Here is a 24651-nt window from a genome sequence, read left to right as displayed (position 1 = left end):
TCAATAGTTGAATCGTGTTGGGAACAGAATAGCAAAATGGGACAGCGCCGCCTTCCAATTCAAAATCGGTCTGGTCCATCTCTTCGAGATATTCCTCATCGCCAGAAACATCAATTTGTAGACAGACTCTTCATTCGGGAAGACAGCTTTGGTCTTAATCACCTTTCGCAGTGAGCGATTGAGCGACTCAATGGCATTAGTGGTGTAGATAACCTTTCGGATGGCCATTGGGTACTTAAACAACGGAGCAATATTATCCCAATGCCGTATCCAGATTTGGCTGATGCCAGGATACGTCTGGTCCCATTTGTTGGCAAACGCATCCAAGGCAGCCTCAGATTCCTCCAAAGTGGCCGCTTGATAAATGGGCTTGAGGTCTGCAGCTACGGCTCGACTTTCCTTCCAAGGCACATGGCGCAAACTATTGCGAATGAGATGAACGATACAAACTTGAACTTGAGTATCGGGATAGACCGATTCAATCGCCTGGGGAAAGCCTTTGAGGCCATCACAGCAAGCAATCAAGATATCCTGAGCGCCTCGGTTTTTAAGGTCTGTGAGCACTGAAAGCCAGAATTTTACTCCCTCCCGCTCGGCAGCCCCTATCCATAATCCCAACAGCTCTTTGTTTCCCTCCACAGTTACCGCTAGCGCGACATAGACGGCTCGCTTGCTGACTTGGCCATTGACTTTGATGTTCACATACAGGGCATCGAGATAGACAATCGGATACACCTCATCCAATGGTCTTGAGCGCCAGTCTTTAACCTCCTCCATGACACTATTGGTGACGTCACTAATCAGACCCTCAGAGATATTGGCCCCATACAGCTCCACCAATTGAGCTCGAATATCACGAGTGGTCATGCCACGAGCATATAAGGCGATGATTTTCTCGTCGAGTCCCGCGATACGTCGCTGGCCTTTGGGCACGAGGACAGGCTCAAACTCACTGCAACGGTCGCGAGGAATCGATAGGTCCATCTCTCCTTGTTCAGTCTGGACGGTCTTTTTCGAGTAACCATTGCGACTGTTTCTAGGGCCATGAGAACGCTCATCGACGGAGGATTGCTGCAGGTGATGAGTCAATTCACCTGCCAAGGCTCGTTCCACTAGGCGTTTGCTGAGTTGTTTGAGCAGTCCTGATTCGCCCAGAATATCTTCCGGTTGGGGGTTCTCTCCAATGAGTTCATCCAATAGCTCATCAACTCGATTGGGTACTTGTTTCTTTCTAGACATGATGCGGTCTCCTGGTGTGTTTGGATTCTAGACCGCTTACACAAAACTCTGATCAGTCTCGAACCCTTCCCGACTGGAAGCTTGAACCGTTCGAAGAAGCTGCTTGAAATAGGCCGATCTTTACACCGACTTATGACCACTAGGGACAAGTCTCCAGACTACCCTGATCGCTCATGACACTGTTACCTACTTTTGAACCAAGCCAATTGCTTCATCATCAGCGTCATAAACCCTCTTTGCTCACTGTAGGCTGCCATCCGTACAGTAGGGTTTGCGAGCCGTCTTCCTCATAGATGGCGTGTGAGTAACTCATGCCAGACTTCAACAGAACACGCTGAGAAGCGAGGTTACCTTCTGCAACCGTAGCGATAATTTGAGTGAGGCCATGCTTGAGAGCACCATACTCAAGGAGGGCAGGTACAGCTTCGCTAGCATAACCTTGCCCCCAGTAGGCAGGTAACAAGGCGTACTTGATTTCTGCCTCAGCCTGATCATCTGGATGTACCAGACCGCAAAAACCAATTACTAGCCTGGACATAAGGGATTCTAAGGCAAACATGCCGTAGCCGCGTTTGGCATAGTTGGCTTCCGTCACATGAAGCCAACGTTCGCATTCAGCATAGGTAATCGGCTTTCCGTCTTCAATCCAGCGAGCGCCTTCTTTGTCTGAATAGACCGCAAAAAGTGTTTCTATATCGCTAGGTATCCAGCGACGACACCGCAGCCGCTTTGATTCAAATACTGCTTTGCTAGACATAAACATGCGTTGTCTCTATTGTGCTTGACTGTATCCGACTAACTGATACAGCATGGTGAGTTTCAGCTAGGCCCCAAAAATGGGAATTATTTTACCTTTGAACGGGTGTGGGCGCAGATAGAACACACCCTCTGTGCAGGGCAAATGCATATTCTCACTTTCTTCTTCACCCCTTGAGAGGGTAACTTCAGCCAGTCTCCGAATCATGAGTCTAATCATCGCCACATACACAAGCGCTTCAGCCGCCTGGGTCAGCACTTCATAATCTTTATTGAGCCGCCGAGACCACAATAACCATCCAAAGGTACGCTCAACAATCCATCGTTTGGGCACAACCTTGAACCCGGCTAAATTATCAGAGCGCTTGATCACTTCCAAGGACACTGTTCAAGTCAGGGTAACACTTTTACTGAAGAGAAAAAGCTTAAGATCATTACTATACAGGGGTCTTATTGATTTTTTGGTTATAGAAAAATGTTACCCTGACATCCTAAAACTTGAACCATGTGATCCTACCAACACTCTCAGCTTTCAATGTGCTTTTGAAATGAGTAGTAGTTCATGCCACGAATTGTGATTTCACTGACAAGCTTTAATTTATTGTCGTGAGCTAGATTTTTGAGAACCTCGGGAGCAAGACGAAGCTTGTCATAGGAACTAGCTGATAAGGACCATCCATCTTGCTCTCTTGTATGAAGAAGATCATGGACATGAATAACCGTCGAATCATACTCAAGGAAGCAGGTATGGATACGTGAATCATCAGATTTCACCGGAATAAAGCGTGAGATGCCAGTGAGTTCAGATTGTGTGTAGTCACGGAACGACACGCAGAAAGAGCCGCCTGGGGATAGCGATTCAGAGATAGATAGGATGAGGTTTTTAACATCTCCTATCGAGTCTAAGTGAGTGATGGTGTCACCCATACAAACAACTGCATCAACCTCTGAATGAATATGCTTTGGGAACGACAGTAAATTAGCTTGAAGTAATTCGATTGGCAGCTCATTTATATTTGCCTTTAATTTTTCAAGCAGAAAAGCGCAAGTATCTATCCCCATAACAGCAAAACCACGCTTGGCGAGTGGAATAGTCTGGAGTCCATGACCACAACCGAGATCCACGGCTTTCCCCGTCGAGGTCGGTTGCAGTCCAATTGTGTCGAAATAATCAGCCATTGATTTCGATGCCCCTGTAAAGTCTCCGACCATCCAGGCGTAGAACTTACCAAGGTGTTTATCGTAATGTTCAACAGCGTTTGAAGACATCGTGACGCACATTATTAAAACTACAGTTGAAGGATACTATGTCACTTGTACTGGATCTACCGTAATCCTGCACCGCATTAATCGGAACTAAATCACGTTTTTGTTGAGTAACAACAGGGGGTAGTTAGGTGAGATTATCTCAGCCCCCTATTCTTGAGAAGCTATATAAACGGGTGCTCTGAGGATCTGAGCTTCGGTCCAAATGTGTTCAGTTAATCCAACTGCCATGGCAGGAGTTCTCTGTTGAAAGCGCTTTTTACCCTCGGGTACTTCTAGAGGAGCTCGTAAACTGCGATGCTCTCTCACCCAGTTGTAAACTGTAGCACTCCACCAAGCAACGGCCTGACGAGTATCACTGCGGTGAGCGAAAGCAAGTGAGCGTCTGACTTGATGAGCATTCATCCGTCGTGCAGTGCCATTGAAACGCTCCACAGTTGAGGTGTTGGGGATGTTGTAACCCATTTCATCTAGCGCTTGATTAATCCGTTGCCAGCTCCCATGAGCTTTGCTCACCTCTACGGCTTCTAACTTTTGTCCCTGACGATGCTTGATGACTTGGACGTGGGCAAGGGTTCGAGGAATCCGATACTTGGAGTTGGGAGGTCGACCCATCGTGCTTTGACGGGGGGGAGGTAAGACACCCCGAAGATGACCGGAAAGAGAGTGCGATAACTCGCTTCTCCATCGGTCATCAGCACCAGGTCTTGGGGATGAGCTAGTCGTCTGTGACTGCCTTGCATCAGCCTTTCTATCAGGTCTGTGTTACGGGGACCAACGGCCACGTGGACAATGAATTTACTGGCGGCATCAATGGATACCGCATCCCAACACTGCTGCTTTTTGCTGGCGACGTATCCATGACGTTCGTCCATCTCTAGTATGTCGATATCCAGTTGCTGAGCTTCCTGCTCATGAAAGTCCTGGGCATGCTGACCAAACTTGAGGGTCAAACGTTTCACCGTATCCGGATGGGTGTAGGTCAGACGTGATGTTCCTTTGATAGACGTTCCTTCTGCAATTTGACGACCTACTTCTATTGCTCGAGATTCAGGGATTTTTGTATTCCAAAAGGCAGTGTTCTTGCGTTCACTGAACTCTGCTCCACAGCTATGACAGCGCAGATACCGTATTCGATCTTGTCCGTAGACTTTACGTACTGTTAAATTCTCAAGGCCCGCTTGACCATAGCTTTCACAGTTAGAGTTCACGCAAGCTAGCTCTGAAAGTAATGGCCTTTTTTTCTCTTCCATGGGAGTATCTTGGCTCAATAACTCTCTTCAGCAATACCTTTTTCGAGCCTCCCTTAGCTAGAGGGGCTGAGATAATCTCACCTAACTACCAAAAATCTGCGTTAGGTTCTAAACAAACTATCTGAGAGCCTAATGGAGCAAATGCGACTGTTGCCGTCGCAGGACCACATCCCACCTCAAGAATATCCGAGTTAGAAGATATTTGAGCAATATCTATAACTTGACCAATCAAATCTCGGGGGTAACGAGGTCTTGCTTTGTTGTAAGCCTCTGCTGCTGGAGAATACCAGTTTTTTCGCTGTTCTAAATCCATCTCTGAGTAGCTGCTTATCGCCTGTTTTAGCTCTTTATAATCCATGTGAAGTTCTTTACAAATTTGTAGTTTGAGCATTAGCTAGACTGTAATGTCATTGAAAATACTAGAAAGTACTATTAGCAATCAATTCACCCAATGAGAAAGCGCTTATTGAATAGATGGGGACTTTCTGGATTCATACTGTGCTGTCTTGGCTTTATCGTATTTGCCAGTTGGAAGGAGCTTCGATTATTTTCTATCGATGCTCAGAGTGGTAAGGTACGTTGGTCAAAAGTCTTAGATTCTTTTAATGGAGAAGCTACGACGCCTGTCATTCATAATGGCAAGCTTTTCCTACAAATTATCCGAACGGATTCGAATGGGCAGGGTTGGCAACAAATTTCAGCATTTTCTACTCAAACAGGGCAGCTTGTTTGGGAACAAAATTTTTTTTCTGACTATGCTGAAAAAGCCAATATTCTACAAATTGCATTGCCTGTTGCTACACCTCAGACATTAATTGTTAATTTACCGATCAGAAGCAATGATCACTTTAACCAGATGGTGGTCTTTGATCGTGAAACGGGTGATTATGAGCAAGTTTCTCAACGTTTTTTTCTATCTTTCAATGGTAAAACTAGTTTATTTAACCATAATCAGATCCTATGGATGATGACATTTGAGCAATTCCCCATATGGAAAACAGGTTGTGATCAAGCTAAAGTTGTTCTGAAAAAGCGGGATCTGTGGATCAAACAGACTCAATGGGAATTTAGATTACCTGAGCAATTTTGTCGCAGTCATTTAACTAGCCATGATGAATTTCTCATCGCCAATGAACATTCTGTGTACTTTAAGGATGGCGAGAAGATTCAGGTGCGGGATGCTGAGAGTGGAAAACCTAAATTTCAACTATCTACACCAGTTAAAAAGATCGGATTAACAGGAAATACTTTATTAATCAGTGATAGAAATTCGGTAACAGCCTTTGATGCCAAAACGGGGAAAAACAAGTGGAGATCGGAAGGGATTTGTGGAACTGGGTCTACCACCAATAATTTGACAACGGATTCCGAGACCCTATATATCCAATGCGATCCAGATCCCGATTATAGACATATATCCCGGTATGGAATCACAGCCTTAAAGGTCAATAACGGTAAGAAAAAGTGGTTTCGTCAGCTCAAGACTGATATATTCCATACGCCAAGCGTCACATCTGAATATGTTGCGGTCATAGATACAACCCATCAAAGATGGTTATCCGATTCCAAAAGTGCGGTTACAATCCTTTCTAAAATAGATGGTTCCATACAATCTCGCTTTCCTATTAGCTCAGCTTCTATCGATCAATCAGTGTCAGCCGATCAGACCCATTTCTATTTTGTAGATCGTTCTCCACGCTGGCGTCATTGGATATCACATTGGAACCCAAATTGGCATTGATCTTTAATTGATTGATGCAGTGGTTGACATCTGATATTGGCGTTTGGTTGGGAGCATCAGGTGATTAGGGTCAATCATCGTGATGAGCTAAGCAAGCGCATCAAGTACAACCATCTAGTGGCCAACTGTGTAATTTTCCATAATGTTACAGAGTCTGATGCAATTCAAGACCCACAATAAGCTGAACTTAATGACCAATGGTAAATAGAGCTGTTGCCTTTGCTCTGCTCCCTGCTTTTATTTGGGGATGCTGCATTATTAGACTTTTTGGGGTCGGGCTGGGGTTATTCCAGCCAGAGTATTTTTTATATGGAGCCATCTCAGGCCAATTTGTGTCCACAGCTAGAACAAAAGCGATCTTCTGCGTCAAGAGCCACTCCACATTGATTACAAAAGTTTCGTCCTGTTGATTGAGTCTTTTCCGGATAAGCCGATTCTGAACCCTTTGACTCCATACTCAGATGCATATTGCCCATACGCATTTCCATTGGGTTCATCCCCATTTCCATATCCCCCATTTTCATCGGCTGCATCGGCTGCATGGGTTGCATCTGCGGTAGAGTCTCCTGTACAGGAATGGAAGCAGTGAAAGATGTCGCCTCACCCTGGTTTATCTGTATCTGTTGAGACTTCTGCAAAGATGGCATGCTCGCCATGTTGCTCATTTTGCTACCTTGCACCTGGATAAATTGCTCACCTTGAGTAGTGGTCAATTTAATGACTGCTCCCTGGGATGTTCGATAAACTTCAGGTAGAGCTGTCCAACAGCCTGTTTCAAAACTATTACTAGACTGCTGTTGCTGCCCAGGGGTAACCATCATTGAAGTGATTAGGGTCATATCGCCTTGATTATCAAGGTACACGTTTTGGCCAGAGTCTAATTCACATACATAAGCCATGTTGATTTCAGTCTCCAGCAAGATGATTTCTATTATCTTCAAATAACATCTTGATTTTCGCCATAACTTCCAAGCATAGATGGATGGCAATTCTATATCGGCACAGTACTCAAATCAACACTCTCTTGAAATTAAGAGATTTTGCAGTAAAGCCGATTCTTTTGGATCTCGACCAACTGGTGTATCTACATCACCCAGTCTCTTTGGTCGGATTTATTTTTTCTTCAGACCAGCTTCGACCCGATTCACATCCTCAGCCCAGCAGTACCAAAAAGTATTTTTCCACAGTCGATCTGAGTTAGGCAATTTAGAATGAACATACAGCATATTGCCCCTCGCCTGCTTTAGCTCTACATAACAAGGGTATCTCTCAGCCAAGCTGCAAGGACTTTGAGTACTCGCTGGCTTGAACTTCTTCTTCTTATTGTCTCGTTGGAATAGAGGCGTCAGCTCTGGGTTCATTAGCTTTAAATACTGCTTGATAGTCTCGTCTGCCCAAACTGATAGTTCGTCCCAATCGATTTCAGTTAAGACCGATAGGTTGCAATTAGGTACGGCAAAGCGAACGCTCTCCCTTACTCCAAGAAATTGGCCGTTCTTTTTAGTTGTTGATTCTACTTCCACCTTTCTGATTTCAATCCGGGGTGATGCGGCAATAGGCTCCTCTCTGGATTCCGATATTTCCTCGAAGATACTTTGCCCAACGTCAGCGGCTCCACTGTCATTCATATAGTCAAATTTGGGTGCCATAGTTCGTCAAGTGTTTGCGGTGTATTGATTGTTGCACATACCAACATCAACTCATCCCAATGGGGCTAGCTAGTTGGATTTTTGACTATTTAAGGGAAGCCCGTTTATGGTCAACAACAGGCCATGCTTGAGTCCGAGATTTATGGTCAAAAGTGCTGATTGTGGCTTTGGTGAAGTTAGCGAATGAGCAAGATCGGGTGTTATCAGTGATTCGGTTTGAGTCGATTTGCTTTGAGCCAATTCAAATTCATCCCAAAGAGGATATTGATCAGATGATCCGATTGTTGATCACAAGTCCTACTAATGGTGGGACAAAGTTTCAAGCGCCACTGGAGAAAGCACGGGACATCATTGAACAGGATGCTGATTACAGTGAGGTCGATATTGTATTTATTACCGATGGGATTGCACCATTGACTTCAATGTTTCTGCAAGAGTATTCAGAATCCCTAGAGAAACTGAAAGCTAATTTTTTCTTATTGGAGATTGAGCCAGAGCTGAGATGGTCGAACACTCTCAGAGATTTGGTGAACCAGTCTTGGGTAATTGACACGGAGGGAAATTTTGAGGATTTGGGGGTTGCTTGTAGCACTTCACCAGATCCTCAAAATTCCCCTCCGTAGTGATTCAATGATAGGAGGCTGTGGAGGATCTACTGTCCAGGCTGCCATACTAAAGGGAATTCTCAATTATGACCGTTGGGCTGATTTAGGTATCCAGATATAAAAGGACTGAAAAACATAATCTCCAATGGATCCAAACATCCTAGCCGTCTGGAAAAACCTAGAGACTCGTCTGGATAATCCATTTAGGAAAAACATGGTTGATCTCGTTTTGGAGATGGCCCGAGATCGCACCACTGAACCGCACAAAATAGCGATCTGGATGGTGACGACCTCCACCTGTATTTGCTATGCCATATTTGGTGCTGATGATCCCACACCCTTGCTCTCGCTTTACATCCGAGCACTAGAGGCTCAGTATCCTGACACCATGAAGAAAATCCATGAAATATTTTCCAATGATGAACTGGTAAAATTTGTTCCCTCTGACCTTAAACATAATGAATTCACTAGCATCCTCTGGGCTGCTGGCTCAAGCTTTGCCAATAGTGAGCTTAAGCTCATAGACGACGAAATCAATATCAACAAAAAAGGATTACAGCGCTTGAAAACGATCTGGAAAACACCAACTAGAAATCTCAACCGACACCCAAAGTAACAAGTGGTATTTGTTGAGGCTGAATCTGATAGGTTGCCACTAATCCTCTGATTCTATTATCACCATGTCATAACAACCTGAATCTCCTCAATGGCAACCCATCCAGGTCATGAACGAATGTATTCCAATGATTGCTGGAATGCTGGAAGAGGTGCAAAGCCATCACAACAACTTACTAGAAGCCCAGAATCTTAATCCTCAAGAAAACCTCACATGAAAAGCCTAGGATGCAATACTGACCCACTTGTTAGGTATAACCATGAACAAAGGTGATTTAGTTGATGCTATTGCTGAGCGATCTGGTGCGACTAAGAAACAGGCCGATACCATACTCTCAGCTATGACTGAGGCAATTATCGACAGTGTGAGTTCTGGTGAGAAGGTCACCCTCGTAGGCTTTGGCAGCTTTGAAGCGAGGGATCGTAAAGCTCGGGATGGGCGAAACCCCCAGACAGGCAAAAAACTTAAAATCAAGGCAACAACAGTGCCTGCCTTTAGTGCGGGTAAAGACTTCAAAGCGAAAGTGAAGGACTGATAAACTAAGGACATCGCTAAAGATTTAACCTCATTCCTACATCCAAGCTGGCGGATATTTGTATGATTCTGCCAGCTTCTTTATGTCTATTTTTACCTTAAGAAATATCAATTTTCCTTCCCCTATCAAGCTATTCAGGGTAATTCTCTACCAGTGATGTTCACCAGGTTCAATGATGGCTACTACCACTGACAGTCTTCATTTCTACCTCAAAGAAATGGCTCGATATCCCCTCCTTTCCCATGAAGAAGAAATTGAGTTGGCCAGACAAGCCAAAGCGGGAAGCCTTCGAGCTAAGCAAAGGATGATCGAGTGTAACTTGCGCCTGGTCGTTTCCATTGCCAAGAAGCATCAAAACCGAGGATTACCTTTGCTAGACCTGATTCAAGAAGGCAGCATTGGATTAAGTACTGCTGTTGATAAATTTGACCTTGCCCAAGGATGTCGATTCAGTACCTATGCCTACTGGTGGATTCGACAAGGGATTACCGCTGCCCTTCGAGCCAAATCACGTCCTATCTATATCCCTCATCATCAATGGGATACAGCCAACAAAATTAAAAAGCACTACCGAGAACTCAATCAACAACTCGGTCGAGAACCATCCCTCTCCGAATTATCGGAAGCTACAGGCATCAAACCGGCAATCGTTAGACGGACCCTGCAATTATTCCAAAAGGTATCGTCCCTCGATCAGCCCGTTGGTCCTGAACAAAAAGATTCCCTCCTTGATCGACTGGCTGGTGATAATCAACCGACCCTCTACATGGAAGCTCTACAACTCGACGAGCAACTGTTTCAGGTAATGGCGCATTTAGATGAACGGGAGCGATTTATCCTCAGCCAGAGATATGGCCTTGAAGATGATCAGCCCAAGTCCATGAGAGCAATAGGCCAACAGATTGGATTGAGTCATGAAGCTATTCGACTAATCCTTAATAAGATCATGAAGAAGTTGGAGAGACACGCTGAGTCTGCTTAAGCATGAGCGAAATTAGAGGATTGCAAGGCTAGTCAGACGAGGAGAGTGGTCGAGCCACTCAGATTTCTATCGATCCTGCTGCGTCTTTATTCTTCGAGCATTTAAGTCCGATAGTATTTTGGGTGGGCCTAAATCAGTTAAACCATAACCTTTAGGATAACTCCGTTGCGGTTCATCGCTATAGAAACTAGGGATTTGACGTGGGGGGAAATAGCGAAGTAGCTTTCCACGAGACCTCAGCAATTTCTCTAAAAATTCTCGCTGCCATATTTGTGGAGATGGAAAACCAAACGCATGGATCATGGCATCATCCATGAGCGCATATACAAAGGGTTGGATTAGCGGGCGTAAAGGGGCTGGGAACCAACTGAGAAAGAGGGTTAATGTAGATTCTCCCACTCGTTGATTGACCTCACTGTACTGAAAATGATGATGCTCATATTCTAGGTTGTATTGCTCAAAGGTTTCATAGGTGCTGGGGATATCTTGAATCTTCATTTGTTGTCCGACAGAAGACCAAAAGTGAAATAAAGCCTGTTTTTCTAATTGGCTTAACTGACGCCACCCAAATCGCTCAACCCACCGTATAGGTTCATACACAAAGGTAGAGAGAACGTAAACATAATCAGCATTGTCAATAGGGAACCGACCATGAATTTGGTTCATGCGTTGAATTACAGCCTGGCCTTTAGGTGAATTATGCCCCCACTTAAACAGTAAAGAAACCATCAATCCCGTGTCGTCGTAGCGTTTTTGGGAATGGTGGTGGAACTCCGCAGTACGATCTAGGAGAGTAGCTATGCTGGGTACACAAAAGGTGCGAAAGAGTGCAATTTCTAATGCACGGGTGATATCCCAAGGAAATTCATAACCCACTAGTTGTCTGCAAATTTCGCAGTTATCCTTTCTCGGGTCGAGCTGTTGAATTGATTGGAAGCGCTCAAATCGCTGCATCTATAACCTCCTTTTCAAGATTGGAGACTGTTTAGGAATAATGGTATCTCAAGCTTTAAGTGGAAACTGAGATGCTAGTTGATTCTTAGATAAAGGTTTTAAGCTCTCTAATTCTAAAGGAAATCTATTCTTCGTACTGCTAATAAATAAGTTAGTTTCGGAGAGGGAACATTAGTGTTTATGTTAATCCGGCAGCAACTCTGATCATGAGTAACGTCATTCCTCTCTTTGGTTCTTCTACACAAAAAATTAGATTGGTTAAACCTAAAGTTTTTGAAGAGGTTCAACAGGTTATTGAACAACTGAAGCTTGGTCAGTTGATTATGCTAAATGTGTCTGAAGTGTCTCCTACCTTAGCTCAACGTATTATTGATGTTCTGTCTGGAAGCGTCGATATTCTATCTGGACAAGCTGTAAATATTGGCAATGGTGTGTTTTTGTATAGCCTATCTGACATTGAAGTGTCAGATTTTGGAGAGCATCTAGCAGCTTAAGATTCTAGCTCCACATTGTTAGGTATGACGATTGGAGTTTGGGATCGAATTGAGATCCAACCCACCATGATCACCTTCACCCCAACGACCGCAGATCGTATCCTCCAGCTTCGCCACCAAGTTTTACGGCCAGCTTCGCCACCAAGTTTTACGGCCAGCTTTGCCTATCGCTGAGGTCATCTTTGCAGAAGACCAGGACCAGGAGACCCGGCATTATGGAGCACTGAACCACCAGAGAGAGGTGATCTGCTGCGTTACCCTCATTCCCTCGACCTGGCACGGGGAAGCTGCATGGCGACTTAGAGCAATGGCGACAGCTCCAGGCTAGAGAAATCAGGGGATTGGCACAGGATTTATCCAATGCTTGCTTGAGGATTTGCGAGAGTCCAATCAAGTAAGACCGATTTGGTCTAACGCTAGGGTCAGTTCTGCTAGATTTTACCGGGAGTTGGGCTGGCGGGGAGTCTCCGAACAGTTTGAGAATGGCAATGCTGGGCTATCGGTGCAAATGTTAAGAAAAGACGCTCGCCGTTTGGCAGGTTTCGGGGGCTGGTGTTGAGTCGAAAATTGGCCTAAGACGATGCGAAAGTGGGCACCCCCGAAACGAGCAAGAGCTTAGCACACATCAGATCGGCAATGTCGCCATCACAAAGCCGTGCCTTTGCTCTGCTCCCTGCCTTTATTTGAGGATGTTGCACTATTGGGCATACAAGGAGAGGATATTAAGCAGCTTTCAAGCCCACTTCAACCCTTACTTCAAGACCTGCACGAGACAACATCTTGACTAACTTATCAATGCTAAATCGCTCAATATCTCCAGTCATAAGATCGCTTATGCGAGGCTGTGTCTCACCAAAAAATTGAGCTGCTTTTTGCTGGGTCCATCCTTTAGATTGAATGAAACTACGCAAGTTTAGCATCAGATCAGCTTTGATTCTCAGGTTCTGGGAGTCCTCTGGGGCAAACCCCAGATCGTCAAATACATTTTGGCTGCCCTGAGTTACTTTAAGCTCTTCTTGATTCATAGTCGGCTACTCCCTTGACTTCTTATATTGAAGTAATTGTTGATAACGTCTCTGCCCAATCTCAATATCCATCTTCGATGTTTTTTGGGTCTTTTTCTGAAATGCATGAAGGACATAAACAGCCTCCTTAAATTTAGCGATATAGAAAATACGATAAGCATCTTCAGTACGTATGCGAATTTCTTTGACTCCTACCCCAACGGTAGACATGGATTTGAAATCCGTTGGTTCCTCACCTGTTTGAACAAGACGAAGCTGAAACCCTGCTTTGCGACGCGCATTTTCTGGAAATTTTGATATATCTTCTAACGATGTTCCTATCCAATTAATGGGTTTATCAGTCATGTTAAAATTATACCTTATTTGGCATAATTGAATTCACCGATGGCAACGTTATTCTGCTTGATTACGAGGACTACCACTGATGTTGATGCATGACCCACCCCACCCCGGCGAGGTCATTCAGGGATTGTTTCTTGAACCGAATGAATGGACTTTGACCGATGTTGCAAATGCTTTAGAGGTCAGCCCCGGTAATTTTTCAAGGCTGGCCAATGGCAAAATTTCCCTGAGTTCTGATATGGCCGTGAGGCTGTCTAGGGTTTTGGGCCTGGAGCCGCTAACCTGGATGCGAATGCAGGCCGATCATGATATTTGGAATGCACAGCAAGAAAATGATCATGCTGAGTTGAAGCGGTTAGCAGTTAAGGTTTAGCTAACACCGCAACAGGTTTTGAGCAAGAAAGAAAAAGGCTAGGCAATACAGATTCTCGCTAGATTCTGAAAAGATAGAGTTATTTAATAGGTGCAATGTCGAGGAGTTGGTATCGAGTTACGATGGTCTCCGACCGGCCTTCGGCCATCGCAAGCCCACATTTCCTAATACCAACCCCCATCCCAAACCTAAACATAAATCCCCTGCAAAATCTGAGATTTTAGCACTGCCTCATCAGTTGCAGGTATTTCATAGGAAGGATTGCAGAGCTTCCTAAGCAGCAGTTCAGGCAGGGGGTTATCACTGTTGTATTCAAGCTCTGCTAAGGATTTAGAGGAGTAAACAGAAATGAACAGTTTATCAGTGAGCTTTAGTTTCCTTAGTTGCTGCATGTGAAAGAGGTGTTGCGATTGTTCCCAGTACATCTAATACCGCAAGCACACTAAATAGTCTCCAAGCTTTGGGAAAATCTTCTGGGGCCATAATATTACCCAAAAGCACCACTGAAAACAGGGCTATGATGCCGAGGGTAAAATATCGTATGTTCTGCACAGTTGCATTTATCGTGTTTATCCTTAGTAACAGTGCACTATGAGCAAAAGCGACTGCAATCACGAGAAAGGATAAACGACCCTGTAATAATGATCCCCCTTCAAAAATTTTGGGAGCAGCCAAGAGGAACAGATTAGTCACAAAAGCCCATAATCCACCAATCATTGATATTGCAATACCAATCCGACCTAGTAGGCTGTACTGAGGATGGCCTATCAAAGTAGCGCAACATAAGCCAGTCATACTATACGTTCCTAATGAGATGGTCGTAAGCAGTATGGTTGCTTGGCTTGAGTTAAAACTGGATGTAGTCAGCGAATAGATCGCGGTCAAAGCACCGAAAACTAGACATGCTATTAGACTAATGAGAAACATGCGTCGATAAGCAAAGCCCTTTGTTCGATGAGATTCAGACTTGTTGGAACTGGCTACGAGTTTCTCAGGAGTTTGGACTCTCTGTTGATGGGGTACTGTAACCTCGGCCTTACAATTCGGGCACTTCATCAAGTGTCCAGACAGCTTATTTCCAGATTCAATTTTACGTCCGCAATAGGTACAGTGAAATTTCATGTTGGCAGTTTCTGAGTTTAAGTATTCAGGTTTTGCTTTGAATCAATTGTCTTGAAGAAAAGACAACTCTTGGACCCAGTTATGTGATTGTCTGTGGATATCATCAGCTTGCCCCTAATTTAAATACGGTTGATCGTTCTGGCAGTTCTGAGCTTAGTTCGAGGGAGTTGGTATCGAGTTGAGATCACACCCCAAAAACAAGACCTGAATTTTCCTGAATAAAACAGGATTGTTTCTGCTTATGGGTTTCGCGATAGTGAGGACAAGTTAAACAACTTACTTCTTTTCACTAAACGAGGTTCTGAACAATGACTCAATACCAAAGCACCCCCACCAAAGTATTACTAAGCGCCAGTTTATTTTCTTTATGTCTTATGACTACTGCAACACAAAAGGCGATGAGTAAAACGACAGAGCCGATACAACCTCTACTAACCACCATTGCCCCCACTACACCTGAGCATCAAAACCTTTCTGCGGTGAACTCTGAGCTGAATGAACTTGACTCTAATGCGTTGGAAGACGCTGAAGCTTTGAATAAGATTGAAAGTCAAGAAAAAGTCGCTTTTTTCCGATTTTTGCGTCGTCGTGGCCGTCGTCGTCGTTTTTTTAGATGGTGGTAATCCTAGTGAAAGACTACCGAATAGCATAGGTTAGCTAAAAAATCGAATGGATCAGGAGAGTCATTGGACTGCATCAAACGATAAGTAACTGAATCAAGCTAAAAGTAAAAGAAGTCCCAAGTTGCTGCAATTTGGGGCTTTTATCCTAATCAAAGCTAAGTAATATAGAATCTGAAAAGCCGGAAGACTGGGTGAAATTAATAGGTGTGATGTCGAAGGTTGGTATCGGAGATTGAGAACGCGAGGCAATCCCCGGAATGAGATCACCTATCCTTACGGTTCCAGCGGCTGATAAAACAGCGGTAGCTTCATCAAAAGTTCAAGGGTCACCTGGAAGTACAAGCCATCTAATAGGAAGTCAATCAAGATGCCGTTGCTGATGTGCCCAATACGAAATGGCCTATTCTTGGCCTGCCACATTTAAAGTTTTGACACAGCCACACACTTGGAATCTGTACCGTAAAACCAGCTTTCTCATAAGCTCGACGTGCTGGGGCATGACTTGGGTCTCCACCCGTAGCCACCGTTGCAACTTGCATCCCCACCTCTTTCATTTTTGCAATTGCAAAGTTATACATAATTGTGCCAATACCCCTTCCTGAATGGTTTGGGTCTACAGCGTTAAGTCCAATCTCACCAACTTTCCTATCTAAGTTGAGTTGGAACGAGACAAAACCAACGACCGTGCTATCTATCGCAGCAGTATAGACTTTCCAATCAGAGTCTGGTTCGAGCAAGGATGCAAGAAAGTCGCCTTGTGCTTCATCTTCATGCGCTTGCGCCAAATTGTAGATTTCATCCCCCAGAATTTTACGGAATGAGGAAAAGACAGGTACGAACGCTGACTTTCGTATATTTTCTAAATAAGGGAGATCAGTTGAGTTCGCTGAGCGAATCACAACATTTGGTTTAGAGCCCATAATCGTTATTTTTGGGGTTCTTAAACAATACCCCTAGTTATAGCTATTGTTCTTCAATTTGTACTAACCAGCCCCTACTATGTCACGAATTTCAGTCACCACGAAGCGAGGCAAGCGCAATAGGTCTCTAAGGCTACTACTAATCGTTGCCCTCATTGTTCTTTACTTGACTGCCTGGCCTGTACCCATTGAACCCGTCGCATGGGAGGCACCATTCAATCCTGGCTACAGCGGAGCATTTGAATCCAATGAACGCCTCAAAGATATTCAGGAGTTACCTCTAGGGGACAATCATGGCCCTGAGGATATTGCCCTAGATAGCCAAGGGCGTATATATGCCTCGACCCACGAAGGTCGGATTGTACGACTGCAACCTAATGGTTCAAGCTCAGAGAATTGGATTGAAACGGGTGGTCGCCCGCTAGGCATTGATTTTGACAAGAGTGGTAATTTGATTGTTGCTGATGCTTTTCGTGGCCTTTTATCCATAGCAAAAGATAAAACAATTACTGAGTTGGCCACTGAAGCGGACGGAGTGCCGATTAGCTATGCAAATGATGTAGACATAGCCGATGACGGCAAAATCTACTTTTCAGACGCTTCTACAAAATTTGGGGCAAAGGAATGGCGAGGTACCTACGAAGCTAGTCTTCTTGATCTGATGGAGCATGGAAGTCATGGAAGACTGTTAGTTTTTAACCCTACTGATGGAACTGTACAGACACTATTAGACGATCTGAACTTCGCTAATGGCGTTGCGGTCAGCCACGACCAAACGTATGTGCTAGTCAATGAAACAGGGAATTACCGAGTAATTCGTTATTGGCTCAATGGCCCCAAAAAAGGGCAATATGAGCTGAGGGGGCGACATGAAGGCTACAACCCAGCACAGACAAGCTCCATCGCTCTCATACCCCGTTGATATTCAGGCAGCTTATTGGGAGAGAGTTTCATTAGCTCATCCACCAATCGAGCCAGAACTCCATCCCCCGTTATGGCCCACATATACGCAGATAGTCCAACTCGGAATGCACTATGCCGCTTGTTCAGTGAAGTGGTGGATTCGGGTCTAGTAATATAGCGCTGTAGTCCTTTTTGCTTGAGATTTTGCCCTTGCAGTGCCGCACTGGTATAGGCAATGGCAATCACAATAACGATAGCCACCAACCGTTCTTGCATGGCTTGAGAGCCTTCGAGAGAATAGCCTCCTTGCTTGAAGTCCCGAAACATCTCTTCGATAGAGAAGCGTTTTTGGTAGCTGACGATAGCACTATTGAGGTCACAGAAGTTGGTGAGAATAAACCATGCTTCATCAGGTGCAAAGCCCTGATACCGTCGTTTCCACTTGGCTGCCACATTGAAAGTTCCAAAGCCTTTAGCCTGAGTGACGCGCACATCATTGAGAAATAGCTTTTGACCTGGGACAAGGCCAAACTGTTGGAGTTGTTGAGTAAACTGCTGGGCCAGAGCCACTTCGGTATTGCGCTTGAGTCGCAGACAAAAGTAGACCTTCTGTTGGCCTAACCACTGCCCCAGCTTGACGGAACAAAACTCTCGGTCACCGAGGATGACCAGACGATAGGCTGATAAATGGCGGATAACTTTGCTTAAAACAGCGGTTTGCTCGTCATAGTTGCTGCTGCCCTTTTTGCAGAGGGCTTCACACCATACGGGAATAGCGCGATGTTGCCAGACCACGCTGACCATCAATAGATTAATCACTCCCCAACTCGTACGGTCGATGACGACATAAAGCTGGGAGCCTTGAGGATACTGCTGGCTCAGCCACAGCTTAACCAGCGGTAGCCAAAGCGTTTCAAGCTCAAGGGTCGGTAAGGATAAGAACCGTTGGATTTTTTTCGGCGACTGGCAAAAAGAATCGGCAGTGGCAGCCCTTCTGCTAGCGTCTCGATTTTGACGCAGCGAAGTGTTTGTAATAGATGAACGAGGATCTCTAGGAGAAGATACTGGGCAGGAGACAGTTGACGGCGTAAATGGGGTTGGTATAGTGGCAATATCATTGTCAATAAGGTGAGCTGGAGATACATCATTTGCAGCCCATCTTTTTTCTTATCTATCGGGTTATTGCACAAATAGCAAGGGGTTTACGGCGCATGTCGCCCCTTCAGCAATATGAGACGTTTCTCAAAGACTTACCTGCTTTCCCAGATAACATAACCACAGGGCTAGACAATCGCTTTTGGATAGCACTAGTTTCTCCTCGAAGTGCTGTATTAGACCAACTATCGGATAAGCCCTTTATGCGAAAGGTTGTACAGCGTATGCCAGCGTTCTTGCGGCCTAAAGCACAGCCATATGGTCATATCATTGCTGTTGATAGCAGTGGTAACGTTGTTCAGAATTTACAAGATCCACAAGGGACCTATCCCCTGAACACGGCTGTAACAGAAACGGAGGATTACCTCTATATTGGTAGCCTGATCGCACCAAATATCGGACGTTTATCAATTTGAAAGTATTGGCTGGCTCGTCAATCAGCTCGACGTGGGCAATAATATTGACCAAAGAATGCAGATGCGAAAATGCCAGTGAGATAGAAGTTTTTGTTATCAGCTTGGAAGGTTTGAAGAAACCTTGCCAGATGAAGAATGCGAGACTGAGGTTGACTGGGATGATTAATCGATCATCTGATAGACCGCTGCTATCCTCGTCGCGATCATTACCATAGTCATAGGTGTATCAGCAGTTTTTCTCTGGCACTTCACAAAGCCCGCAGTTCCCCCGGTGGTGATTCGGGTGGTGGAGACTTGAGGGGGTTTGGGGTGGAGTTATACCAACTAAGAGCTTGTCACTGTTCTGCTTGATAGAATGCAAGAGATGAATAAGAAAGTGGTAAGTCTAAGGGTGGCGAAATTTGGATGAAGTTGCTAAAAAGCTAGCTGAATGGCAATGGACCTATGCTCCACAAGATCCTATTGCCTATGCAGAATTAGAAAAACGAATCGCGAAAATCGGTAAAAGGTCGAGCTTAATAACATACTCTGATTTGGTCAGCGGTATAGAATTTCATTTGCCTAGTGTTGATGATGGAGATTCATATTACATGAACACCTCTGGCTTAACAGGATTAGATAGACATATCATTGGCGATTTCCTAGGGCAAATTTCATGTCATAGCTATTGTGAGCATGGCTTCATGGCAAATGCACTTGTAGTCAATCGCACTGAATATAAACCCAGTAAGATTTTTTTCGATTGGATGGAGTTGCTAAATGTATTGCCTGATAAAAAGGAAGATACTGTTTTAAGCTTCTGGACAGAGCAAGTTAATAAAGCCCACAACTGGTATAAGTCGCAACGAAGGTTATCAACTTAAGTGGCACTGTTCAAATCAGGGCAACACTTTTACTTAAGAGAAAAAGCTTAAGAGCACTACTATACAAGGGTTATATAGATTTTTTAATTATCGAAAAGTGTTACCCTGGCATCCTAAAGCTTGAACCATGCCCTCGTGGCTTGTACTGGAGAGTGTTCAGGTAGCCATGAAAAGCCCAGCCCAATATTTGGCTGGGAGTTGTAAGAGTAAGCTAGACGACCAGAAAAGTGGCTATCTTCTTCTATAGTAGTCACATATAAATTTTGGTGCGTCGTTCTCCAATTCAAGAAGAACTAGAGAACGACTAGGGAGCCATACACTCCGTGAATTAAAGCTCACAGAGTTCGCATGACTTTTCTAGCATTCCCAATTCGGAATAAGATTCAAACGATCCATCACTTCCTTCTAATGCCCTGAGTTACAATGCTCAACGGCGTTTCAACAGACTTATATGAATAAGGGCGAATTGATTGACCAAATTGCTGAAAATACTGGTGCCACTAAGAAGGAAGCTGATGTAATTCTTTCGGCTGCTATTGAGACAATCGTGGAAACGGTTAGCTCCGGTGAGAAAGTTGTCGTCGTTGGCTTCGGCAGCTTTGAAGCCAGAGATCGCAAGGCTAGAGAAGGGCGTAATCCTAAGACAGGAGAAAAAATGAATATCCCAGCAACGAGAGTCCCTGCTTTCAGTGCTGGGAAGGATTTCAAGGAGAAAGTAAAATCTTGATAGTCTGACAGACAAGTTTTGTTTTCACTGCATTCCTGCAACCAAGCTGGTGGGTAACCTTTTAGACCTCCCGGCTTTTTTATTGGGAACTACAATCTGTTCGCAATGGCTACTTTTGCGTTCACTTGCCATTCAAAAGCTTTCCCAAGTTGGTCAAGGTCGATCAGCCCATGTTGCCATAGAACCATATGCAACGGACCCCGTGATGGCTTTTGACGACGCAAGGCCAAGTCAATCGCTTCTTCTGAAATCTCTAGCTCAGTTTGCAGGTACTGAATAAACTGTTGTTGGGATGGAGAACTCATCGATCAAAGGGAACAGTTGAGCTATTGGATGTTTCTATAGTCTGAAATGAGTGGCAGAGTAGCCTGAGTGAGACTACTGAACTATTTTCAGCAATACTCCCGAACTCTGAGAAACTTGTCAATCATTCTTCGATTTTCTTAAGAAATAAAAAATTCTGGCCCCATTGATAGTATTTCGGTGTATTCCTCTACCCATGATGTTTGCAAGGTTCAATGATGGCTACAAACAATGACAGTCTTCATTTATACCTCCAGGAAATGGGCCGTTATCCCCTCCTATCCCATGAAGAAGAAATTGAGCTTGCCAGACAAGCTAAAGCGGGAAGCCTCCGAGCTAAGCAAAGGATGATCGAGTGCAACCTGCGCTTGGTTGTCTCCATTGCCAAGAAACATCAGAACCGGGGCTTACCTTTGATGGACTTGATTCAAGAAGGCAGCATTGGATTGAGTACCGCAGTTGATAAATTTGACCTTGCCCAAGGCTGTCGTTTCAGCACCTATGCCTACTGGTGGATTCGACAAGGGGTTACGGCTGCTGTCCGAGCAAAATCACGTCCCATCTACCTACCTCACAATCATTGGGATAAGGCCAACAAAATCAAGAAGCACTACAGAGAACTCAATCAAACACTTGGTAGAAAACCATCACTATCAGAATTATCGGAAGCCACCGATATCAAGCCGAAAACTATTAGTCGTACCCTGCAATTATTCCAAAAGGTATCGTCCCTTGATCAGCTTGTCGGCCAACAACAAAAAGATACGCTCCTCGATCTACTAGCTGGAGATGATCAACCGACGCTTTACATGGAATCTCTACAACTTGACGAGGAACTGTCTCAGGTAATGGCGAATCTAGATGAACGGGAACGATTTGTACTCAGCCAAAGATATGGCCTGGAGGATGATCAGCCCAAGTCGATGAGAGCGATCGGCCAACAGATTGGTTTGAGTCATGAAGCTATCCGACTGATCCTCAACAAAATCATGAAAAAACTGGAGAAACATGCTGAGTCTGCTTAGAGAGGCACCTCATCTTGATCCTCATGGAATAGCCTCTAAAAGCAGGCGTGGAGAGGAAATTAATGATTGTTAGAGTGGAAAAACACATGATTTTCCTATTCTTTGGCCCTCTAAGTCATTACATGCCATCTTCAGAACCTCGTCACTATGATTGCTGATGAAATCATTGACTATTTTTTGCAGAACGCTCAATCTTCCCCGACTACACCTGATACACCCTCTCTTTGCCAATCTATTATTGAAGCTTGGATGTGCGTTGATCTGAGTAACAATGTTGTGATTCGTGGAAAAATTCACAATCATCCTAAGTATCCGTCAGGAACACCATTAAGAACTTCTCCTATTCAGGGATACTTCTCTAATAGTGGTCGCATGTATGTAAATACCAAAAATTCTATGTACGAGTTAGGCATGCCTCATGAGAACTTTGTCGGAGACTCACAAACATTACTGAGCAATGATGTGGATATGCAAACGGTGCAATTGACTTATTGGGAAGAATAATTCTTGTTTCATTCATGAGGTAATAAAAATAGCTGAGGCTATCCTACCTGTAACAGGATCTGTGGGCTCTATTATTTCTGTAAGCTGCATATCATAGCGTGATAATAAGGATATCCAACTTTCCAAGGTTCTAAAGTACCAGGGTGCAGGATTAGTAAAGTCACTGCTAAAGCCTGACCATGAACCATCACGCCATCCATCTTGATAAGGCAAGCTACCACAGGCAATCTTGGGATGTAGTGTTTGAATCACTAGTGAACCAGAATCATTGAGCATTCCCTTGATACTAGGCAGTAAATTTTCAACGCATTGATCTCCAAACAATGAAAAATTGGCAACTACTACATCAAATTGCCGATGCATAAGCTGCAAAGGAATCGCACTATACTCAATGCAGTAATACTCACTAATGTGATGGCTTTGAGCTTCTTCGATCAGCTTAGCAGAAGCATCTACACCCACTGTTTCTATACCTTTAGATAGAAGGTATCGCGTCAGCCACCCCTCACCGCAACCAAGATCTAATGCCCTCTCAGGGGCGAGTTTGGTCACGGCTTCGCAGATAGCCTGGTTGGTAACCCTAATTCGACTTTCAATTTGATTTCCTCTGATAGCATCAATCCAAGGTTGAGCATTCTTGCACCAGGACTCAACAACCTGGCTTTCTTTGATGTTCAGAATTACTTTAGTTGGGTCGTCCATAGTTCATTAAAGGAATGATATTGATTGTTAGTGCAATCCATCATCGAAACATCGCAACCCCAACCCACCTTCATCAGACCCACAGTTCATTCAGTGGTTATTCAATGACAGGAGTCTTTGGAGGGATTGCTGTCCAGATTGTCTTATTGAGTAAATCGCTAGACGGTTTTTGCGCTAATTTGGGTATCCAAGGATATAGCAAGTGAAAAGCTCGACCTAAAATGGATCCTAATACTTTAGCCGTCTGGAAAAATCTAGAAACTCGTCTGAATGTTCCCTTTAGGAACAATATGATGGATCTTCTTTTGGAAATGGCACGAGAGCGCTCTACCGATCCCAAAAAGATTGCTACTTGGATGCTGTCTACATCGACCTGCATCTGCAATGCCGTGTTTGGCAGCGATGATCCGATGCCCCTGCTCTCTCTCTACATTCGAGTGTTATTTGATCACTACCCTGTCACCATGGATCAAATTGCCCAGATATATTCCTATGGTGGTCTGAAGCGCTCTGTTCAGGTTATCGCAGATCACGATGAGTTCATTGGTATCCTCAGTGCAGCTGGCTCAACCTTTGCTAATGGTGAACTGATATTGACCGATGACGAGATCGATATCAGCCCAAAAGGATTGGAGCGATTTAAGTTGATCTGGCAAGCAGACGCTATAAAGCTTGATCATCGACAAGGCAATCCTGGACCTCCAGTTTTATGGTGAGGGCAGAGGAGAATATAAAGTCTTGCCACTATCAGGAACAGAGCTATCTCCCAGCCTATATTGAGCAGCTCTCTCGTTGGAAATAGGAAAGCCCCACACCCATCCAGAACAAAGATACCAACAGACTTAAAATCGCAGATAACATCAAAGGTAAAGCCATCAACAGCTACCTGGGCGGCTAGGGAGTGTACTAGGTTAATCATCATAGCTTAGGCTTTCTGGATACAAAGCAGTCAGGGCAGACAAAACCTTCTGAATAGACTCTAGCGACTCAAGAAGACCAAAGACCCTGACTGCCTGACAGATCTTCGCCTTCCCCTGCTCATAAAGCCTTGCACTGTAAAGAGCGGATGCGAGAGAACCAGATTTTGTTGTAGTGTTTCTTTTGAGCTTTTTTAGACGCAAAACACGGTTGTGGATCATGGCAGAGCAAGGGGACTGGCATCAACAACTCCCGTCCTTTATGGACTACCCCCTTGAGCCACCGTAATCCAATTTTGAGATAACTAATGCCTCGCCGCCAATGTGGATCAACCTGTTGGCGCAGCCCTTTAATGTGAACAGCCATTCCTTGAGTCGTGCTGAATAGCAGTGCCACAGCAGCAACCAGATAAAGCCTCTCTAATGCATCAGCACAGCGAATTTTCGACTCTTCTAGCTCAAACACTCCAGACTTACTATCGAGAAATAATTCTTCGACCCGAAACCTCAAAGCGTATTGCCACAAGGTCTGTAGCGTGGGTGATTCATCTGTAATCACCGCCCATGGTTCTTTCACTCCTCGGATATTAGCCAACACGGGGTATGACAACGATTCCTAGGTTAGAGGACCATAAGGCTGA

At 44.5% G+C, this 24651-nt stretch carries 33 protein-coding genes and 3 pseudogenes; 17 read left to right on the top strand and 19 right to left on the bottom strand.

All coding sequences use genetic code 11. The features are described 5' to 3' along the window. From I1H34_RS31610 to I1H34_RS31580, 7 genes and pseudogenes are all read right to left on the bottom strand, one after another. Positions 1–1239: an IS256 family transposase gene (locus tag I1H34_RS31610; protein WP_212667246.1), complete on the bottom strand. Its 1239-nt coding sequence runs from the start codon at positions 1237–1239 to the stop codon at positions 1–3. 223 nt (positions 1240–1462) lie between these two features. Then, entirely contained in the window at positions 1463–1996 is a 534-nt protein-coding gene (locus tag I1H34_RS31605; protein ID WP_212667245.1) for a GNAT family N-acetyltransferase, read from the bottom strand. Between the two features lie 186 nt (positions 1997–2182). Then, positions 2183–2374 (bottom strand): annotated as a pseudogene (locus tag I1H34_RS31600) (transposase); the annotation flags it as partial. 146 nt (positions 2375–2520) lie between these two features. Next, positions 2521–3264: a class I SAM-dependent methyltransferase gene (locus I1H34_RS31595; RefSeq protein WP_212667244.1), complete on the bottom strand. Its 744-nt coding sequence runs from the start codon at positions 3262–3264 to the stop codon at positions 2521–2523. 147 nt (positions 3265–3411) lie between these two features. Next, complete coding sequence (locus tag I1H34_RS31590) at positions 3412–3777, bottom strand: integrase core domain-containing protein (RefSeq protein WP_212667243.1); 366 nt, start codon at positions 3775–3777, stop codon at positions 3412–3414. Between the two features lie 11 nt (positions 3778–3788). Beyond that, entirely contained in the window at positions 3789–4472 is a 684-nt protein-coding gene (locus I1H34_RS31585; protein WP_249370348.1) for an IS1 family transposase, read from the bottom strand. A 127-nt stretch (positions 4473–4599) separates the two neighbouring features. Next, on the bottom strand, positions 4600–4905 hold the full coding sequence (locus tag I1H34_RS31580; RefSeq protein WP_315874921.1) for a class I SAM-dependent methyltransferase: 306 nt from the start codon (positions 4903–4905) through the stop codon (positions 4600–4602). A gap of 60 nt (positions 4906–4965) precedes the next feature. Here I1H34_RS31580 and I1H34_RS31575 point away from each other — a divergent pair, with 60 nt between their 5' ends. Further along, a complete protein-coding gene (locus I1H34_RS31575) occupies positions 4966–6255 on the top strand; it encodes an outer membrane protein assembly factor BamB family protein (RefSeq protein WP_212667241.1) in 1290 nt (429 codons plus the stop codon). Between the two features lie 36 nt (positions 6256–6291). Next, positions 6292–6420, top strand: a pseudogene (locus I1H34_RS33215) (Tn3 family transposase); the annotation flags it as partial. Between the two features lie 155 nt (positions 6421–6575). Here the strand turns inward: I1H34_RS33215 and I1H34_RS31565 are convergent. Together I1H34_RS31565 and I1H34_RS31560 are read right to left on the bottom strand one after the other, a co-directional pair. Next, positions 6576–7094 carry a zinc ribbon domain-containing protein gene (locus I1H34_RS31565; RefSeq protein ID WP_315874920.1) on the bottom strand — a complete coding sequence of 173 codons (519 nt, stop codon included), beginning with the start codon at positions 7092–7094 and terminating at the stop codon, positions 6576–6578. A 273-nt stretch (positions 7095–7367) separates the two neighbouring features. After that, entirely contained in the window at positions 7368–7904 is a 537-nt protein-coding gene (locus I1H34_RS31560; protein WP_212667238.1) for a hypothetical protein, read from the bottom strand. 170 nt (positions 7905–8074) lie between these two features. On the opposite strand from I1H34_RS31560, the gene I1H34_RS31555 reads away from it, so the two are divergent. The 4 genes from I1H34_RS31555 (at position 8075) to I1H34_RS31540 (ending at position 10642) form a co-directional block, all read left to right on the top strand. Continuing rightward, positions 8075–8527, top strand: coding sequence for a vWA domain-containing protein (locus tag I1H34_RS31555; RefSeq protein WP_212667313.1), 453 nt, complete (start codon positions 8075–8077; stop codon positions 8525–8527). 127 nt (positions 8528–8654) lie between these two features. Beyond that, entirely contained in the window at positions 8655–9125 is a 471-nt protein-coding gene (locus I1H34_RS31550; RefSeq protein WP_212667237.1) for a hypothetical protein, read from the top strand. A 259-nt stretch (positions 9126–9384) separates the two neighbouring features. Beyond that, positions 9385–9660, top strand: coding sequence for an HU family DNA-binding protein (locus I1H34_RS31545; protein WP_212667236.1), 276 nt, complete (start codon positions 9385–9387; stop codon positions 9658–9660). Positions 9661–9835: 175 nt separating this feature from the next. Next, complete coding sequence (locus I1H34_RS31540) at positions 9836–10642, top strand: sigma-70 family RNA polymerase sigma factor (RefSeq protein WP_212667235.1); 807 nt, start codon at positions 9836–9838, stop codon at positions 10640–10642. 66 nt (positions 10643–10708) lie between these two features. On the opposite strand, the gene I1H34_RS31535 is transcribed toward I1H34_RS31540, so the two are convergent. Next, positions 10709–11596 (bottom strand): oxygenase MpaB family protein, encoded by an 888-nt coding sequence (locus I1H34_RS31535; protein ID WP_212667234.1) that lies wholly within the window; start codon positions 11594–11596, stop codon positions 10709–10711. 206 nt (positions 11597–11802) lie between these two features. On the opposite strand from I1H34_RS31535, the gene sepF reads away from it, so the two are divergent. Next, on the top strand, positions 11803–12090 hold the full coding sequence (gene sepF, locus I1H34_RS31530; protein ID WP_212667233.1) for a cell division protein SepF: 288 nt from the start codon (positions 11803–11805) through the stop codon (positions 12088–12090). A gap of 24 nt (positions 12091–12114) precedes the next feature. Continuing rightward, positions 12115–12264 (top strand): hypothetical protein, encoded by a 150-nt coding sequence (locus I1H34_RS32640; protein ID WP_249370347.1) that lies wholly within the window; start codon positions 12115–12117, stop codon positions 12262–12264. Between the two features lie 548 nt (positions 12265–12812). On the opposite strand, the gene I1H34_RS31520 is transcribed toward I1H34_RS32640, so the two are convergent. Continuing rightward, positions 12813–13115 carry a helix-turn-helix domain-containing protein gene (locus tag I1H34_RS31520; RefSeq protein ID WP_212667232.1) on the bottom strand — a complete coding sequence of 101 codons (303 nt, stop codon included), beginning with the start codon at positions 13113–13115 and terminating at the stop codon, positions 12813–12815. 6 nt (positions 13116–13121) lie between these two features. After that, positions 13122–13460: a type II toxin-antitoxin system RelE/ParE family toxin gene (locus I1H34_RS31515; RefSeq protein ID WP_212667231.1), complete on the bottom strand. Its 339-nt coding sequence runs from the start codon at positions 13458–13460 to the stop codon at positions 13122–13124. Between the two features lie 79 nt (positions 13461–13539). Between I1H34_RS31515 and I1H34_RS31510 the strand changes: the two genes are divergently transcribed. Then, positions 13540–13830, top strand: a complete 291-nt coding sequence (locus tag I1H34_RS31510; protein WP_212667230.1) for a HigA family addiction module antitoxin — start codon at positions 13540–13542, stop codon at positions 13828–13830. Positions 13831–14190: 360 nt separating this feature from the next. Here the strand turns inward: I1H34_RS31510 and I1H34_RS32635 are convergent, their stop codons facing one another. Then, a complete protein-coding gene (locus tag I1H34_RS32635; RefSeq protein WP_249370346.1) occupies positions 14191–14547 on the bottom strand; it encodes a hypothetical protein in 357 nt (118 codons plus the stop codon). Positions 14548–15260: 713 nt separating this feature from the next. Between I1H34_RS32635 and I1H34_RS31500 the strand changes: the two genes are divergently transcribed. Beyond that, a complete protein-coding gene (locus I1H34_RS31500) occupies positions 15261–15575 on the top strand; it encodes a hypothetical protein (RefSeq protein WP_212667228.1) in 315 nt (104 codons plus the stop codon). Between the two features lie 362 nt (positions 15576–15937). On the opposite strand, the gene I1H34_RS31495 is transcribed toward I1H34_RS31500, so the two are convergent. Beyond that, positions 15938–16495 (bottom strand): GNAT family N-acetyltransferase, encoded by a 558-nt coding sequence (locus tag I1H34_RS31495; protein WP_212667227.1) that lies wholly within the window; start codon positions 16493–16495, stop codon positions 15938–15940. Between the two features lie 79 nt (positions 16496–16574). On the opposite strand from I1H34_RS31495, the gene I1H34_RS31490 reads away from it, so the two are divergent. Continuing rightward, positions 16575–17417, top strand: a complete 843-nt coding sequence (locus I1H34_RS31490; RefSeq protein WP_249370345.1) for an SMP-30/gluconolactonase/LRE family protein — start codon at positions 16575–16577, stop codon at positions 17415–17417. Here I1H34_RS31490 and I1H34_RS31485 read toward each other — a convergent pair. Continuing rightward, complete coding sequence (locus tag I1H34_RS31485; protein ID WP_315874923.1) at positions 17372–18349, bottom strand: IS4 family transposase; 978 nt, start codon at positions 18347–18349, stop codon at positions 17372–17374. The genes I1H34_RS31490 and I1H34_RS31485 overlap by 46 nt on opposite strands. Then, positions 18277–18516, bottom strand: a complete 240-nt coding sequence (locus I1H34_RS33050; RefSeq protein ID WP_315874919.1) for a transposase — start codon at positions 18514–18516, stop codon at positions 18277–18279. The genes I1H34_RS31485 and I1H34_RS33050 overlap by 73 nt, the downstream gene beginning before the upstream one ends. 93 nt (positions 18517–18609) lie before the next feature. On the opposite strand from I1H34_RS33050, the gene I1H34_RS31480 reads away from it, so the two are divergent. From I1H34_RS31480 to I1H34_RS31470, 3 genes and pseudogenes are all read left to right on the top strand, one after another. Further along, positions 18610–18969 (top strand): hypothetical protein, encoded by a 360-nt coding sequence (locus I1H34_RS31480; protein WP_212667226.1) that lies wholly within the window; start codon positions 18610–18612, stop codon positions 18967–18969. 401 nt (positions 18970–19370) lie between these two features. Further along, positions 19371–19832: a hypothetical protein gene (locus I1H34_RS31475; protein WP_212667225.1), complete on the top strand. Its 462-nt coding sequence runs from the start codon at positions 19371–19373 to the stop codon at positions 19830–19832. Between the two features lie 448 nt (positions 19833–20280). Further along, positions 20281–20559: pseudogene (locus tag I1H34_RS31470) on the top strand (HU family DNA-binding protein); the annotation flags it as partial. Positions 20560–20648: 89 nt separating this feature from the next. On the opposite strand, the gene I1H34_RS31465 reads toward I1H34_RS31470, so the two are convergent. Beyond that, on the bottom strand, positions 20649–20864 hold the full coding sequence (locus tag I1H34_RS31465) for a DUF2949 domain-containing protein (protein ID WP_212667223.1): 216 nt from the start codon (positions 20862–20864) through the stop codon (positions 20649–20651). 216 nt (positions 20865–21080) lie between these two features. On the opposite strand from I1H34_RS31465, the gene I1H34_RS31460 reads away from it, so the two are divergent. Then, positions 21081–21887, top strand: coding sequence for a sigma-70 family RNA polymerase sigma factor (locus I1H34_RS31460; RefSeq protein ID WP_212667308.1), 807 nt, complete (start codon positions 21081–21083; stop codon positions 21885–21887). A 147-nt stretch (positions 21888–22034) separates the two neighbouring features. Continuing rightward, the gene (locus I1H34_RS31455; protein ID WP_212667222.1) at positions 22035–22391 is read left to right on the top strand and encodes a hypothetical protein; all 357 of its coding nucleotides are present in this window, start codon (positions 22035–22037) and stop codon (positions 22389–22391) included. A 12-nt stretch (positions 22392–22403) separates the two neighbouring features. On the opposite strand, the gene I1H34_RS31450 is transcribed toward I1H34_RS31455, so the two are convergent. Beyond that, the gene (locus I1H34_RS31450; protein WP_212667221.1) at positions 22404–23093 is read right to left on the bottom strand and encodes a class I SAM-dependent methyltransferase; all 690 of its coding nucleotides are present in this window, start codon (positions 23091–23093) and stop codon (positions 22404–22406) included. A 221-nt stretch (positions 23094–23314) separates the two neighbouring features. On the opposite strand from I1H34_RS31450, the gene I1H34_RS31445 reads away from it, so the two are divergent. Beyond that, a complete protein-coding gene (locus tag I1H34_RS31445; protein WP_212667220.1) occupies positions 23315–23809 on the top strand; it encodes a hypothetical protein in 495 nt (164 codons plus the stop codon). A 322-nt stretch (positions 23810–24131) separates the two neighbouring features. Here I1H34_RS31445 and I1H34_RS32630 read toward each other — a convergent pair whose 3' ends face one another. Then, positions 24132–24605: a hypothetical protein gene (locus I1H34_RS32630; protein ID WP_249370344.1), complete on the bottom strand. Its 474-nt coding sequence runs from the start codon at positions 24603–24605 to the stop codon at positions 24132–24134. Positions 24606–24651 lie beyond the last annotated feature (46 nt).

The sequence above is a fragment of the Acaryochloris marina S15 genome (genome assembly GCF_018336915.1).
Lineage (GTDB): Bacteria > Cyanobacteriota > Cyanobacteriia > Thermosynechococcales > Thermosynechococcaceae > Acaryochloris > Acaryochloris marina_A.
The sequence above is the reverse complement of the archived record's forward strand: the minus strand, read 5'-3'. Positions and strand labels throughout refer to the sequence as shown.

Coding starts and splice junctions, on each gene's coding strand:
- I1H34_RS31490 (WP_249370345.1), top strand. CDS start 16,575: ATGTCACGAATTTCAGTCACCACGAAGCGAGGCAAGCGCAATAGGTCT.
- I1H34_RS31450 (WP_212667221.1), bottom strand. CDS start 23,093: ATGGACGACCCAACTAAAGTAATTCTGAACATCAAAGAAAGCCAGGTT.
- I1H34_RS32640 (WP_249370347.1), top strand. CDS start 12,115: ATGACGATTGGAGTTTGGGATCGAATTGAGATCCAACCCACCATGATC.
- I1H34_RS31460 (WP_212667308.1), top strand. CDS start 21,081: ATGGCTACAAACAATGACAGTCTTCATTTATACCTCCAGGAAATGGGC.
- I1H34_RS31495 (WP_212667227.1), bottom strand. CDS start 16,495: ATGGGCTCTAAACCAAATGTTGTGATTCGCTCAGCGAACTCAACTGAT.
- I1H34_RS31550 (WP_212667237.1), top strand. CDS start 8,655: ATGGATCCAAACATCCTAGCCGTCTGGAAAAACCTAGAGACTCGTCTG.
- I1H34_RS31515 (WP_212667231.1), bottom strand. CDS start 13,460: ATGACTGATAAACCCATTAATTGGATAGGAACATCGTTAGAAGATATA.
- I1H34_RS31540 (WP_212667235.1), top strand. CDS start 9,836: ATGGCTACTACCACTGACAGTCTTCATTTCTACCTCAAAGAAATGGCT.
- I1H34_RS33050 (WP_315874919.1), bottom strand. CDS start 18,516: ATGATATTGCCACTATACCAACCCCATTTACGCCGTCAACTGTCTCCT.
- I1H34_RS31465 (WP_212667223.1), bottom strand. CDS start 20,864: ATGAGTTCTCCATCCCAACAACAGTTTATTCAGTACCTGCAAACTGAG.
- I1H34_RS31535 (WP_212667234.1), bottom strand. CDS start 11,596: ATGCAGCGATTTGAGCGCTTCCAATCAATTCAACAGCTCGACCCGAGA.
- I1H34_RS31605 (WP_212667245.1), bottom strand. CDS start 1,996: ATGTCTAGCAAAGCAGTATTTGAATCAAAGCGGCTGCGGTGTCGTCGC.
- I1H34_RS31510 (WP_212667230.1), top strand. CDS start 13,540: ATGTTGATGCATGACCCACCCCACCCCGGCGAGGTCATTCAGGGATTG.
- sepF (WP_212667233.1), top strand. CDS start 11,803: ATGAGTAACGTCATTCCTCTCTTTGGTTCTTCTACACAAAAAATTAGA.
- I1H34_RS31595 (WP_212667244.1), bottom strand. CDS start 3,264: ATGTCTTCAAACGCTGTTGAACATTACGATAAACACCTTGGTAAGTTC.
- I1H34_RS31545 (WP_212667236.1), top strand. CDS start 9,385: ATGAACAAAGGTGATTTAGTTGATGCTATTGCTGAGCGATCTGGTGCG.
- I1H34_RS32635 (WP_249370346.1), bottom strand. CDS start 14,547: ATGATTGGTGGATTATGGGCTTTTGTGACTAATCTGTTCCTCTTGGCT.
- I1H34_RS31455 (WP_212667222.1), top strand. CDS start 22,035: ATGATTGCTGATGAAATCATTGACTATTTTTTGCAGAACGCTCAATCT.
- I1H34_RS31520 (WP_212667232.1), bottom strand. CDS start 13,115: ATGAATCAAGAAGAGCTTAAAGTAACTCAGGGCAGCCAAAATGTATTT.
- I1H34_RS31575 (WP_212667241.1), top strand. CDS start 4,966: ATGAGAAAGCGCTTATTGAATAGATGGGGACTTTCTGGATTCATACTG.
- I1H34_RS31580 (WP_315874921.1), bottom strand. CDS start 4,905: ATGCTCAAACTACAAATTTGTAAAGAACTTCACATGGATTATAAAGAG.
- I1H34_RS31445 (WP_212667220.1), top strand. CDS start 23,315: ATGGATCCTAATACTTTAGCCGTCTGGAAAAATCTAGAAACTCGTCTG.
- I1H34_RS31480 (WP_212667226.1), top strand. CDS start 18,610: ATGTCGCCCCTTCAGCAATATGAGACGTTTCTCAAAGACTTACCTGCT.
- I1H34_RS31610 (WP_212667246.1), bottom strand. CDS start 1,239: ATGTCTAGAAAGAAACAAGTACCCAATCGAGTTGATGAGCTATTGGAT.
- I1H34_RS31560 (WP_212667238.1), bottom strand. CDS start 7,904: ATGGCACCCAAATTTGACTATATGAATGACAGTGGAGCCGCTGACGTT.
- I1H34_RS31500 (WP_212667228.1), top strand. CDS start 15,261: ATGACTCAATACCAAAGCACCCCCACCAAAGTATTACTAAGCGCCAGT.
- I1H34_RS31565 (WP_315874920.1), bottom strand. CDS start 7,094: ATGACCCTAATCACTTCAATGATGGTTACCCCTGGGCAGCAACAGCAG.